The sequence below is a fragment of the Methylosinus sp. C49 genome (assembly GCF_009936375.1).
GTDB lineage: Bacteria > Pseudomonadota > Alphaproteobacteria > Rhizobiales > Beijerinckiaceae > Methylosinus.
This window is the reverse complement of the sequence record NZ_AP022332.1, coordinates 3056226-3068641: the sequence shown is the minus strand read 5'-3', so window position 1 is coordinate 3068641 and position 12416 is coordinate 3056226. Positions and strand designations below refer to the sequence as shown.

The 12416-nt window shown below is 64.5% G+C and carries 10 protein-coding genes; 7 read left to right on the top strand and 3 right to left on the bottom strand.

Features of this window, described 5'->3' with window-relative positions:
* The first annotated feature begins 319 nt into the window (after positions 1–319).
* From rsfS to GYH34_RS14560, 3 genes are all read left to right on the top strand, one after another.
* Entirely contained in the window at positions 320–664 is a 345-nt protein-coding gene (gene rsfS, locus GYH34_RS14570; protein WP_161915034.1) for a ribosome silencing factor, read from the top strand.
* A gap of 70 nt (positions 665–734) precedes the next feature.
* Positions 735–1214, top strand: a complete 480-nt coding sequence (gene rlmH, locus GYH34_RS14565) for a 23S rRNA (pseudouridine(1915)-N(3))-methyltransferase RlmH (RefSeq protein WP_161914200.1) — start codon at positions 735–737, stop codon at positions 1212–1214.
* 76 nt (positions 1215–1290) lie between these two features.
* The gene (locus GYH34_RS14560) at positions 1291–1569 is read left to right on the top strand and encodes a (2Fe-2S) ferredoxin domain-containing protein (protein ID WP_161914199.1); all 279 of its coding nucleotides are present in this window, start codon (positions 1291–1293) and stop codon (positions 1567–1569) included.
* Positions 1570–1596: 27 nt separating this feature from the next.
* On the opposite strand, the gene GYH34_RS14555 is transcribed toward GYH34_RS14560, so the two are convergent.
* A complete protein-coding gene (locus tag GYH34_RS14555) occupies positions 1597–3090 on the bottom strand; it encodes a DEAD/DEAH box helicase (RefSeq protein ID WP_161914198.1) in 1494 nt (497 codons plus the stop codon).
* Between the two features lie 253 nt (positions 3091–3343).
* The gene (locus GYH34_RS14550; protein ID WP_161914197.1) at positions 3344–3670 is read right to left on the bottom strand and encodes a hypothetical protein; all 327 of its coding nucleotides are present in this window, start codon (positions 3668–3670) and stop codon (positions 3344–3346) included.
* 521 nt (positions 3671–4191) lie between these two features.
* Between GYH34_RS14550 and clpS the strand changes: the two genes are divergently transcribed.
* From clpS to GYH34_RS14535, 3 genes are all read left to right on the top strand, one after another.
* A complete protein-coding gene (gene clpS, locus GYH34_RS14545) occupies positions 4192–4560 on the top strand; it encodes an ATP-dependent Clp protease adapter ClpS (RefSeq protein WP_161915033.1) in 369 nt (122 codons plus the stop codon).
* A gap of 13 nt (positions 4561–4573) precedes the next feature.
* The gene (gene clpA / locus GYH34_RS14540) at positions 4574–7075 is read left to right on the top strand and encodes an ATP-dependent Clp protease ATP-binding subunit ClpA (protein WP_161914196.1); all 2502 of its coding nucleotides are present in this window, start codon (positions 4574–4576) and stop codon (positions 7073–7075) included.
* 120 nt (positions 7076–7195) lie between these two features.
* A complete protein-coding gene (locus tag GYH34_RS14535) occupies positions 7196–8299 on the top strand; it encodes a glycosyltransferase (RefSeq protein ID WP_161914195.1) in 1104 nt (367 codons plus the stop codon).
* A 74-nt stretch (positions 8300–8373) separates the two neighbouring features.
* Here the strand turns inward: GYH34_RS14535 and uvrA are convergent, their stop codons facing one another.
* Entirely contained in the window at positions 8374–11406 is a 3033-nt protein-coding gene (gene uvrA, locus GYH34_RS14530; RefSeq protein WP_161914194.1) for an excinuclease ABC subunit UvrA, read from the bottom strand.
* 323 nt (positions 11407–11729) lie between these two features.
* Here uvrA and mtnC point away from each other — a divergent pair, with 323 nt between their 5' ends.
* The gene (mtnC, locus tag GYH34_RS14525) at positions 11730–12416 is read left to right on the top strand and encodes an acireductone synthase (RefSeq protein WP_161914193.1); all 687 of its coding nucleotides are present in this window, start codon (positions 11730–11732) and stop codon (positions 12414–12416) included.

Sequence of the window (12416 nt, the reverse complement as noted above, 5' to 3'; positions counted from 1 at the left end):
ATGGGCCGGGGCCCACTCTCAAAACCCGGCGTTCTCGCCGGGTTTTTTTCTGCCCGCGGCGGTCGCGCGAGCCGCGCTTCTTTCCGCCTTTTTCTATGATTAATAAAAGCTTATGTCGATGTTGCCGGCACGTGGCCGCGCGGCGGGCGCAGCCTTCGCCGCGCGCTTTGGCTTTTGCGCGGTTGCATTCGGGCTCAAAACGGCACATCTTGAGAAGCGCGGCGCCAGCGCCGCGAAGCATGAGGGTCACAAGCTGACGACAAGTCTTCCCGGGGCGGCGCGCGCGCCGTCTCAGCCGGCTTCCGGGCCGATCGGCCAGATCGCCGGCTCCATCGCCGAAAAAGTCCTCACGAGCCTCGACGACTCCAAGGCCGAGGACGTCATCTCCATCGATTTGCGCGGCAAGACGACGATCGCCGATGACATGGTCATCGCGACCGGCCGTTCGACCACGCATGTCGGCGCCATCGCCGACAGAGTGCTCAAAGCCTGCAAGGAGGCCGGTCTCGTCGCGCCGCGCGTCGAGGGTCTGCCGCAGTGCGACTGGGTGCTGATCGACGCGGGCGACGTCATCGTCCACATTTTCCGGCCCGAGGTGCGCCAGTTCTACAACCTCGAGAAAATGTGGGCGGGCGCGCGGCCGAGCGAGCTGCGCGCGGTCTGACCGCCTGAGGGCGAAACGGGACAGGACGGCAGGACGGCATTCGCCCGAGCGTGAATGTCCGTAAGAGAACATGCGTCTCGGAATTCTCTGTGTCGGTCGGCTCAAGGCCGGCCCGGAGCGCGAGCTCTACGCGCGTTACGCCGCCCGCGTCTCGGCGATGCGAAATCTCGGGCTCACGGGGCTCGATCTCCTGGAAATCGACGAGAGCCGGGCGCGCAATCCGGCCGAGCGCATGGCGCAGGAAGGCGACTGCCTGCTCGCCGCCCTGCCGGCGGGCGGAAAGCTCGTCGTCTTCGACGAGCGCGGCAAGCCGGCCAGCAGCGCCGATTTCGCGGCCATGGTCGAGTGCGACAGGGACAAGGGCGTAAAATCGCTATGGTTCGCGATCGGCGGCTCCGAGGGGCTGGCGCCCGCCGTGCGGGACAAGGCCGGCGCGGTCTTTTCCTTCGGGCGCATGACGCTGCCGCACCAAATCGTGCGCATCCTCGTCGCCGAGCAGATCTATCGGGCGACGACGATCCTCTCTGGACACCCGTATCATCGCGCATGAAGGCGCGTGTCGCTCATTCACCACGACATGAAGATTGCATCCGCCGGTCGGCCGGGCTCAGAGCGAGAGGAACGACATGACCGAGCCGCCGCTGATCCGCTTCGTCGTCTGCGTCGGCGACGTCTGCGACCGCGAGGGACGCGGGAGCGCGCTGCATGAGCGCTTGAGCGCGGCGCTCGATATCGATTTCGGCAAAGGGATTTCCGCCGGCGAGATCGCCTGCGTGAGGCGCAGCTGCCTGCGCCATTGCTCGCGGGGAATCCCTATGGTCCGCATAGAGCCGTCCGGCGACGTTCACGCCGATCCAGACATAGAGCATATGCTCGATCTGGTGGAGGAGGCGCTCATCGGCTGAGCGGCGCCTCCACATTTTCGCGCGGGATTATTCGTCGCCGACCTTGGCCGGCTTCAGCACCACGGGGCGCAGCAGGAAGGACGGAATATGGTCGCCGAGGCCGATGACCGGCGGCCCATCGTCCTCGTGCTGGCGCGTCGTCGGACGGCGGTCACGGCGATCGCCATAGGTCGGCGGCCGCTCGGGACGGGGGCGCGCAGGGCGAGCCTCCCGCTCATGTCTCGGCTCGCGCTCCTGTCTCGGCTCGCGCTCGTGTCTGGGCTCGCGTTCTTGCCGAGCCTCGCGGCGCGGCTCGCGCTCCGCCGACGAACGGCGTCCTCCACGCTCCCCGCCGCGCGCGCTGCGGCCGCGCCCGCGCGACTCGCGCGCCGGCGCCTCGGAGGGCGGCGGCAGCTCGTGGAGACCGGGGCCTTCCCAATCGATCTTATTGCCGATCAGCGTCTCTATCTGATCGAGATATTTGCGATCGTCGTCGGTGACGAGGGTGAAGGCCGTGCCGGAACGGCCGGCGCGGCCCGTGCGGCCGATGCGATGGACATAGTCCTCGCTATGCGTCGGCACGTCGAAATTGAAGACATGGCTGACGTCGGGAATATCGAGTCCGCGCGCCGCGACATCCGAGCAGACGAGAAGATTGACGTCGCCATTCTTGAAGGCGTCGAGCGAGGCCATGCGGGCGAGCTGGTCCATGTCGCCGTGCAGGGCGCCGGCGGAGAAGCCGTGCTTGTCCAGCGAGCGATGCAGGATCGCGACGTCCCGCTTGCGATTGCAGAAGATGATCGCGTTCTTGAAATTATCCGCGCCGCGGATGATCCGGCGCAATGTCTCGCGCTTTTCGGCATGGCCGTGGGTGGCGACCAGCGCCTGGCGGATCGTCGCCGCCGTCGTCGAGGCGCGCGCGACCTCCACTCGTACCGGATTGTGCAAAAACGCCTCGGTGAGGCGCGTGATCTCCGGCGGCATCGTCGCGGAGAAGAACAAGGTCTGCCGCGTGAAGGGCACCAGCTTGCAGACGCGCTCTATGTCCGGGATGAAGCCCATGTCGAGCATGCGGTCCGCCTCGTCGATGACGAGAATTTCGATATTCGTCAGCAGCAGCTTGCCGCGGTCGAAGAAGTCGAGCAGGCGGCCGGGCGTGGCGATCAGCACATCGGCGCCGCGCATGATCTTGGCTTCCTGATCTCCGAAGGAGACGCCGCCGATCAGAAGCGCGACATTGAGCTTATGATTTGCGCCATATTTGGCGAAGCTCGCCTCGACCTGCGCCGCGAGCTCGCGCGTCGGCTCGAGAATCAGCGTGCGCGGCATTCGCGCGCGGGCGCGGCCCTGCTCGAGCCGGCACAGCATGGGAAGCGTGAACGCCGCCGTCTTGCCGGTGCCCGTCTGGGCGATGCCCAGAATGTCGCGCCCCTGCAGCGCGGGGGGAATGGCCTGTTCCTGAATGGGCGTGGGCTGGGTGTAGCCGGACGCCTCAACGGCCGCGAGGACCTTTTGGGAAAGGCCGAGTTCGTCGAAGTTCATCAATGGTCCTGGTCGCGGCTTTCATGACATCTGGCAAGGGAAGGGCGCGCGAATGCCGCGGGGGCGCGCGTCGTCCTCGAGAGGCGGGCCGTCGCAAATCGACGGTTATGTTCCGCTGGCGTTCTGCTCGACGAGCTGGGGAGCAAGACGCGCGCCATGCTTGAAGCCGAATGCGCCGGATGTCAATGAATTTGACTCGGGGCCATCGCGAGCGGCGCCGCGCCGCTGCGGATGTTTTCGTTGAAGCTTCGTCTTATTTGGCCTCCGCCCCGCAGGGCGAGACCGGCGCGACGGCTCTTTGGCCCGGCGCGATCGAGCCGGTGGCGGCGTGATCGACGCCGACGAAGCCGATGCGATGCACGATTTGAGTCGTCGTGCCCGGCTGCGCCGCTGCGAGCTGCGCGCGGCCGCGCTCGTCTTTATGGACAAAAGCGAGAAGCGGCAGCTCGCCGTTTTGTAACTTTGCCGACAGCAGATTGGCCCCGAGCACGCAGGCGAGCGCCAGCACGGCCGACCCCAAGGCAACTTTTTCGACGAGCCTACCCGCCGTGTCCCGCCGAAACCGATCGAGCATCGACATTCGCGCCTCTTTTCAATCGCGCGCCACGCGTTTGAGTGAGCGCGACATTAGGCGCTGGGAGTAAAGGACGCGTTTACGCTCATGGTTTTCAATAAGTAGACGACTGCGACGCGCCGCCGCGGGGCGGAATCGAGACATTGGCGGCGCCTTTTGGAAACCGCGTCGGGCGCCGAATGCGCCGCCGCGGCCCGCTCACTTGTTCGCTCGCCGCGGCACATTATGTCCTAGGCGTATTGTCGAAGGATGCGGCGCGCCCGAGGCGCCGCATCCGAGGCGCGCCTCGGACTTTTTCGGCGATTTCATCTTTTCGGGTCTTGCCAATGCTCCCGCGAGAAAGAAAACTCGGCGCTACCCCGCTTCGACGGCGCCGCGAAAGCCGACCAGGGGCCCGCGGCACAGAGAATGCTACGCAGATGTCAGCCGGGCCTTTCGCGGGCGAAACATCGGAAAGGGGAATGAGGAAAGCCGAGGTGACCGTGATCGATGATGATCTTACGCTCGACAGCCGGTTTGCGTTCGCCATGGACGCCGACGGCGCGCCTCCCCACGCGGGCGGGAAAGAGCCTCGCAAAGGCGGCGGCGACGGTGGGCCGGGGTCGGGAACGGCGCTGATCACCCGCACGCGGACGCAGACGCGACGGCCCAATATGTATCGCGTCTTGTTGCTCAACGACGATTACACGACCCAGGAGTTCGTGGTCATCGTTCTGCGTAAATATTTCAACAAGACCCTGGAAGAAGCCACTCGGATAATGCTGCACGTGCATAATCACGGCGTCGGCGAATGCGGCGTCTACACCTATGAGGTGGCGGAGACGAAAGTCACGCAAGTGATGGATTATGCGCGCAAGCACCAGCATCCGCTTCAGTGCATCATGGAAAAGAAGTGAGGGCGGACGATCGATGCCGACATTCTCGCGCAACCTGAAGCAGTCACTCGACCGCGCGCTCGCCTCGGCGAGGGAGCGGCATCATGAATATGCGACTTTGGAGCATCTGCTCCTCAGCCTCATAGACGACCAGGACGCCGCCGCCGTGCTGCGCGCCTGCTCGGTCGATCTCGATCTGCTCGCCAAAAATTTGCGCGAATACATCGATCACGAGCTGGACAATCTGGTCAATGAATCGGCAGGCGACTGCAAGCCGACCGCCGGCTTCCAGCGCGTCGTGCAGCGCGCCATCATCAGCGTGCAGTCCTCCGGCCGCGAGGATGTGAGCGGCGCCAATGTTCTGGTCGCGCTCTTCGCCGAGCGCGAGAGCCACGCCGTCTATTTCCTGCAGGAGCAGGATATGACGCGCTATGACGCGGTGAACTATATCAGCCACGGCATCGCCAAGCGGCCGGGCCTCTCGGACGGCTCGCGTGCGCCGCGCGGCGTCGAGGACGAGGCGGAGCGGGGCGAGGGACGCGAGGGTCGCGAGGGCGAGCAGCGCAAGAAGGAAGGCGCGCTCGAGGCCTATTGCGTGAACCTCAACCGCAAGGCGCGCGACGGCCGCATCGATCCGCTGATCGGCCGCGAGCAGGAGGTGCTGCGCACCGTGCAGGTGCTCTGCCGCCGGCAGAAGAACAATCCCCTGCTGGTCGGCGATCCGGGCGTCGGCAAGACGGCCATTGCCGAAGGTCTCGCCCGCAAGATCATTCAGAACGAGGTTCCCGAGGTGCTCGCCGGCGCGACTGTGTTCGCGCTCGACATGGGCACGCTGCTCGCCGGCACGCGCTATCGCGGCGATTTCGAGGAGCGGTTGAAGCAGGTTATCAAGGAGATAGAGGCGCATAAGAATGCGATCCTCTTCATCGACGAGATCCACACGGTGATCGGCGCCGGCGCGACCTCCGGCGGCGCGATGGACGCCTCCAATCTGCTGAAGCCCGCGCTGGCCCAGGGTACGCTGCGCTGCATCGGCTCGACCACCTATCGCGAATATCGCCAATATTTCGAGAAGGACCGCGCTCTGGTGCGGCGCTTCCAGAAGATCGACGTCAATGAGCCGTCGATCCCGGATGCGGTGGAAATCATCAAGGGTCTGAAGCCCTGTTTCGAAGAGTTCCACAAGATCCGCTACACCAATGAGGCGTTGAAGGCCGCGGTCGAGCTCTCGGCCCGCTATATTCACGATCGCAAGCTGCCGGACAAGGCGATCGACGTGATCGACGAGACCGGCGCCGCGCAAATGCTGGTGCCGGAGTCCAAGCGCAAGAAGACGATCGGCCTGAAGGAGATCGAGACCACCATCTCGACCATGGCGCGCATCCCCGCCAAGACCGTCTCCAAGGACGACGCCGAGGTGCTCGCTCATCTCGACGAGACCTTGAAGCGCGTCGTCTATGGCCAGGACAAGGCTGTCACCGCGCTCACCTCCGCGATCAAGCTGGCCCGCGCCGGCCTGCGCGATCCCGAGAAGCCGATCGGCTGCTATCTCTTTTCCGGCCCGACCGGCGTCGGCAAGACCGAGGCCGCGCGCCAGCTCGCCACCTCGCTGGGCATTGAGCTGATCCGCTTCGACATGTCGGAGTATATGGAGCGCCATACGGTGAGCCGGCTCATCGGCGCGCCTCCCGGCTATGTCGGCTTCGATCAGGGCGGCCTGCTGACCGACGGCATCGACCAGCATCCGCATTGCGTGCTGCTGCTGGACGAGATCGAGAAGGCCCACCCTGATCTCTTCAACATTCTTCTGCAGGTGATGGACCACGGCAAGCTGACGGATCACAATGGCAAGCAGATCGACTTCCGCAATGTGATCCTCATCATGACGACCAACGCCGGCGCCGCCGATCTCGCCAAAAAGCCCATCGGCTTCACGCGCGGCAAGACGCATAGCGCAGAGGACAATGAGGCGATCAATCACCTCTTCGCCCCGGAGTTCCGCAATCGTCTCGACTCGATCGTCCATTTCGGCCATCTGCCGGAAGAGGTGATCGCCCGCGTCGTCGACAAATTCATCCTGCAGCTCGAGGCGCAGCTCGCCGACCGCAATGTCACGATCGAGCTCTCCGACGAGGCGCGGTCCTGGCTCGTCGAGCACGGCTATGACCAAGCTATGGGCGCGCGTCCGATGGGCCGGGTAATCCATACGCATATCAAGACGCCGCTCGCCGATGAGGTTCTCTTCGGCCGGCTGAAGAATGGCGGCGCCGTGCGCGTGGTGGTTGTGACGGATGACAGCGGCGCCAAGACGCTGGGCTTCGTCTTCCCCGAGGGGCCGGTGCTGCCGCGTCCCGAGCGCGACATTGTCGAGGCCGGCAAGAAGCGCGCGTCGGCGGCGGAGAGCGGCGCCGAGCCGCGCAAGAGCCGAAAGGCGAAGGACGGCGACGGCGGCAAGGATGCCGGCAAGGCCGAGCCGGCGCCGCGCAGCGCCAGCGCGCGTCCGCGCAGCGTCCCGGAGACGCCGCTCAAGAGCTGAGCGCGCAATCCCTCACGGGATGTTAATCACTTCGACTGTATTCTCGAAGCCGGGCTCATGCCCGGCTTCGTCATTTGCGCGCTCCCGCGCTTCTGTCCGAGGGTCGAGGTGGGAAAATAAATGCGCGTGGCGATCGTTCACTATTGGTTCGTCGGCATGCGCGGCGGTGAGAAGGTCGTCGAAGCGCTGATACGGCTGTTTCCGCAGGCCGATCTCTTCACCCATGTCATCGATCCGGCCGCTGTCTCACAGACGATCCTCTCGCGTCCGATCACGACCAGCTTCATCCAATCTCTGCCTCGCGCGGTGAAATATTACCGACAATATCTGTCCTTCATGCCGCTCGCTTGCGAGCAGCTCGATCTGCGCGGTTATGATCTCGTCATCTCGAGCGAATCCGGCCCGGCCAAGGGGATCATTCCGCCGCCGGAGGCGCTGCATGTCTGCTATTGTCACTCGCCCATGCGTTATTTATGGAACATGTACCACGAATATCGCGAGGAATCCGGCCGGCTCACGCGCCTATTGATGCCGCCGCTCACCCATTATCTGCGCAATTGGGATGCGCTTTCGGCGACGCGCGTCGATCATTTCATCGCCAATTCGACGACGGTCGCGCATCGCGTCGAGCGCTATTACCGCCGCTCCGCCGATGTCGTGCATCCGCCCGTCGCCGCCGACTCCTTCTCCATCGCGCCTCGCCATGAGATCGGCGATTATTATCTGATGGTCGGCGAGCTCGTCGGCTATAAGCGGCCCGATCTCGCGATAGACGCGTTCAATGCGATCGGCAAAAAGCTCGTCGTCATTGGCGGCGGCTCCAATCTGGACGCGATCCGGCTCCGCGCCGGCCCGACAGTGACCGTGCTCGGTCCGCAGCCCTTCGACGTTCTGACGCGGCATTATTCGCGCTGCCGCGCGCTGATCTTTCCGGGTGAGGAGGATTTCGGCATCGTGCCGCTCGAGGCGATGGCGAGCGGACGTCCGGTGATCGCTTTCCGCCGGGGCGGCGCGACCGAGACCGTTGTCGAGAATGAGACAGGCGTGTTTTTCGACGCGCAGACGATCGAAGCGCTGAGCGAGGCGGTCACGCGTTTCGAGCGCATGGAATTTTCGCCCGAGCGAATTCGCACCCATGCGCTCGGCTTCGGCGAGGAGCGCTTCCTGCGTGAGATGCGCGAGAAGATCGATTCTTATTTCGCTGCTCGCGACGCGAAGCGCTGAGGGAGGGCGAGCCTGAAGGCTCGCGGTCCAGCGAGTCCGATCGGGCGCGAGTCCTCGGCGTCACAATATGCGCCCTATTGCTCCTGCGCCGCGCGCTTGCGCTTGGGCGCAGGCGCCTCCTTCGCCGCTTTTGTCGCTTTCGTCTTTTCCGCGCGCGGCGGGCGGCGTTTCAGCACCTCGTCGAGATAGCGGCCGGTGTGGCTGCGCTTCGCCGCGACGATGTCGGCAGGCGGCCCAGCCGCGACGATCTCGCCGCCGCCATCGCCGCCTTCCGGCCCGAGATCGATGATCCAATCGGCCGTCTTGATGACCTCGAGATTATGCTCGATGACGACCACGCTATTGCCCTGATCGACGAGCTCGTGCAGCACCTCGAGCAATTTCGCGACATCGTGGAAATGCAGGCCGGTCGTCGGCTCGTCGAGAATATAGAGCGTGCGCCCCGTGGACCGGCGCGCCAATTCCTTGGCGAGCTTGACACGCTGCGCCTCGCCGCCGGAGAGAGTCGTCGCCTGCTGGCCGACGCGAATATAATCGAGACCGACGCGCTTCAGTGTCTCCATCTTGTCGCGGATCGCCGGCACGGCCTTGAACAATACGGCGGCTTCCTCGACCGTCATGTCGAGCACATCGGCGATGGATTTCTCGCGATATTTCACTTCCAGTGTCTCGCGATCGTAGCGCTTGCCCTTGCAGACGTCGCAAGTGACATAGACGTCGGGCAGGAAGTGCATCTCGATCTTGATGACGCCGTCGCCCTGGCAGGCTTCGCAGCGGCCGCCCTTCACATTGAAGGAGAAGCGCCCCGGCGCATAGCCGCGCGCCTTGGCCTCGGGCAGGCCGGCGAACCATTCGCGGATCGGCGTGAAGGCGCCCGTGTAGGTCGCGGGATTGGAGCGCGGCGTGCGGCCGATCGGCGATTGGTCGATATCGATGATCTTGTCGATATGCTCGAGCCCGTCGATCTTGTCGAAAGGCGCCGGATGCTCATGCGCGCCATTGAGGCGCCGCGCCACGGCTTTGTACAGAGTTTCGATGACGAGCGTGGATTTGCCGCCGCCGGAGACGCCGGTGACGGCGGTGAAGAGGCCCAAGGGAATCTTCGCCTCGACATTTTTCAGATTGTTTCCGCGCGCGCCGCTGATCTTCAGCCAGCGGCCGGGGTCGGGCTTGCGCAGCGCATGGCGCAGGGTCACTTGGCGAGCGCCGGTCAAATATTGGCCGGTGAGCGAATTCTCATCGTCCATTATCTCCTGCGGCGCGCCTTTGGAGACGATATGGCCGCCATGCACGCCGGCGCCGGGGCCGACATCCACCACATAATCGGCGGAGAGAATGGCGTCCTCGTCATGCTCGACGACGATGACGCTATTGCCGAGATCGCGCAGCCTGCGCAAAGTGTCGAGCAGCCGGTCATTGTCGCGCTGATGCAGGCCGATCGACGGCTCGTCCAGCACATAGAGCACGCCGGTGAGGCCGGAGCCGATCTGCGACGCCAAGCGAATGCGCTGGCTCTCGCCGCCGGACAAAGTGCCCGATGCGCGCGAGAGCGTCAGATAATCGAGGCCGACATCGACGAGGAACGTGAGGCGATCGCGTATTTCCTTCAATATGCGATGCGCGATCTCGTTGCGCTTGGCGTCGAGCTTTTCGGGGAGAGCGCGGAACCAGTCGAGCGCCGCGCGCACGGAGAGGTCCGACACTTCGCCGATATGAAAGCCGTCGATCTTCACGGCGAGCGCTTCCGGCTTCAGGCGATAGCCGAGGCACGCCTTGCAGGGCTCCGCCGACATATAGCGGCCGATTTCCTCGCGCGCCCATTCGCTGTCCGTCTCGAGGAAGCGGCGCTGCAGATTGGCGACGACGCCTTCGAAAGGCTTCTTCACGTCATAGGCGCGCGCGCCGTCGTCATAGGAGAAGCGGATCTCCTCTCTGCCGGATCCGTGCAGCAGCACGTCGCGCACCGATTGCTCGAGCTTCTCGAACGGCGTGTCCATGCGGAATTTATAGTGACGGCCGAGCGACTCCAGCGCTTGCCCATAATAGGGCGAGGATGATTTCGCCCAAGGCGCGATGGCGCCTTTGCGCAGCGAGAGCTTTGGATCGGGAACGACGAGATCGGGGTCGATCACCTGCTCCTGGCCGAGGCCGCTGCAGACCGGGCAGGCGCCGAAAGGATTGTTGAAGGAGAAGAGGCGCGGCTCGATCTCGGAAATGGTGAAGCCGGAGACAGGGCAGGCGAATTTCGACGAGAAGACGATGTGATCGGCCGCATAATGGGTGGAGGCGTAGGCGGCGGGCGTCGCAGCGGCGGGCGCATCGGCGCTTACAGGCTTGCTGTCCGCGAATTCCACCACGGCGAGGCCATTGGCGAGTTCCAGCGCCGTCTCGAAACTATCGGCGAGGCGCGCGGCAATGTCGGCGCGCACGACGATGCGATCGACGACAATGTCGATATCGTGCTTCAATTTCTTGTCGAGCGGCGGCGTGTCGGCGATCTCGTAATAGACGCCGTCGATCTTCAGACGTTGAAAGCCGCGCTTGGTATAGTCGGCGATCTCTTTTTTATATTCGCCTTTGCGGCCGCGCACGACGGGCGCGAGCAGATAGAGCCGCGCGCCTTGCGGCAGCGCCAGCACGCGATCGACCATTTGCGAGACGGTCTGGCTCTCGATCGGCAAGCCCGTCGCCGGCGAATAGGGAATGCCGGCGCGCGCCCAAAGCAGGCGCATGTAATCGTGTATCTCCGTCACCGTGCCGACGGTGGAGCGCGGGTTTTTCGAGGTCGTCTTCTGCTCGATGGAGATGGCCGGCGAGAGGCCGTCGATCTGGTCGACGTCCGGCTTCTGCATCATCTCGAGGAATTGCCGCGCATAGGCGGAGAGCGACTCGACATAGCGGCGCTGGCCCTCCGCATAAATCGTGTCGAAGGCGAGCGAGGATTTGCCCGAGCCCGAGAGGCCAGTGAAGACGACGAATTTGTCGCGCGGAATGACGAGATCGACATTCTTGAGATTATGCTCGCGCGCGCCGCGAATGGAGATGACCTTGCCGTCGAACAGCTCGTCGAGAGAGGCTTGGGCGGCGGATTTTTTCGAGCTTCGCATGGGCACGACCAGAACTGGAGCGGCGGGTTCGCCCCCTCCCCAACCCTCCCCCGCGACGCGGGAGAGGGGGCAGATTCGGCGCTTCATCGAGGTTTCGCGTCGCGTTTGCCGCCTCCCTCTCCCGCAGAGCGGGGGAGGGTGAGGGAGGGGCCGACGGGCGAGCGATCTTACGCCCTCTCGCCCTTCTTGCCATGCTGCGGCGCAGTAATCCACAGCCTCGAGCAGGGCGCGGCACAAATCATGCTGCCGTTCCCGAAACAACCGGGAAAGGCGCGCGCTTCGATGGCGTTATTCGGACAATTCTGCGCGGCGGAGGCGGCGCGATGAGCGAGCCCATTCGCGCCGTCCTGATCGATCTCGAAGGCGTGGTCCTGCCCATGACCTTCATGAACGACACGCTGCTGCCGCTCGCGGCGACGCGGCTCGGCGGCTATATCGACGAGCACGCCGAGGACGAAGAGGTGGAGGAGGCGCTGGAGGAGACCGGGCGCCTCATGGGCGGCTACGAGCTCGATCCCACTCAGGCGGAATCTCTGCTGCTGCGCTGGATGAAGCAGGGCCGCAAGGCGACGCCGCTGAAGGTCATTCAGGGCCTCGTCTGGCAGGAGGCCTATGCGTCGGGCGCGCTCGCGGCGGAGCTCTATCCCGATGTCCCCGGCTGTCTCTCGGCCTGGGCCGCGGCCGGGCTTCGCCTTTTCGTCTACTCGTCCAATTCCGAATTGGCGCAGAAGCTGCTGCTGAGTCATTCCTCCTCCGAGCAGGTGACAGCTCTGTTCGAGGGCTTTTTCGACACCACGCTCGGCCAGAAGATCGAGCCCGGCTCCTATCGCGATCTCTGCGAAAATCTGGGCCTGGCGCCCGGCGCGGTGCTCGTGCTGTCGGAGAATGAGGAGGAACTGGACGCCGCCCAGACGGCGGGCCTCGCGACGGTCCGCATGGCGCGCGACGGAAATGTGGCGAGCCGCCATACCGTGAGCGTGGATTTGCTCTCCTTGAACATCGGAAAATGA

Bases quoted from the DNA above. Each gene is read 5' to 3' on its own strand.
- rlmH (WP_161914200.1), top strand. From the start codon at position 735: ATGCGTCTCGGAATTCTCTGTGTCGGTCGGCTCAAGGCCGGCCCGGAG.
- GYH34_RS14560 (WP_161914199.1), top strand. From the start codon at position 1,291: ATGACCGAGCCGCCGCTGATCCGCTTCGTCGTCTGCGTCGGCGACGTC.
- GYH34_RS14555 (WP_161914198.1), bottom strand. From the start codon at position 3,090: ATGAACTTCGACGAACTCGGCCTTTCCCAAAAGGTCCTCGCGGCCGTT.
- GYH34_RS14550 (WP_161914197.1), bottom strand. From the start codon at position 3,670: ATGTCGATGCTCGATCGGTTTCGGCGGGACACGGCGGGTAGGCTCGTC.
- clpS (WP_161915033.1), top strand. From the start codon at position 4,192: ATGGACGCCGACGGCGCGCCTCCCCACGCGGGCGGGAAAGAGCCTCGC.
- clpA (WP_161914196.1), top strand. From the start codon at position 4,574: ATGCCGACATTCTCGCGCAACCTGAAGCAGTCACTCGACCGCGCGCTC.
- GYH34_RS14535 (WP_161914195.1), top strand. From the start codon at position 7,196: ATGCGCGTGGCGATCGTTCACTATTGGTTCGTCGGCATGCGCGGCGGT.
- uvrA (WP_161914194.1), bottom strand. From the start codon at position 11,406: ATGCGAAGCTCGAAAAAATCCGCCGCCCAAGCCTCTCTCGACGAGCTG.
- mtnC (WP_161914193.1), top strand. From the start codon at position 11,730: ATGAGCGAGCCCATTCGCGCCGTCCTGATCGATCTCGAAGGCGTGGTC.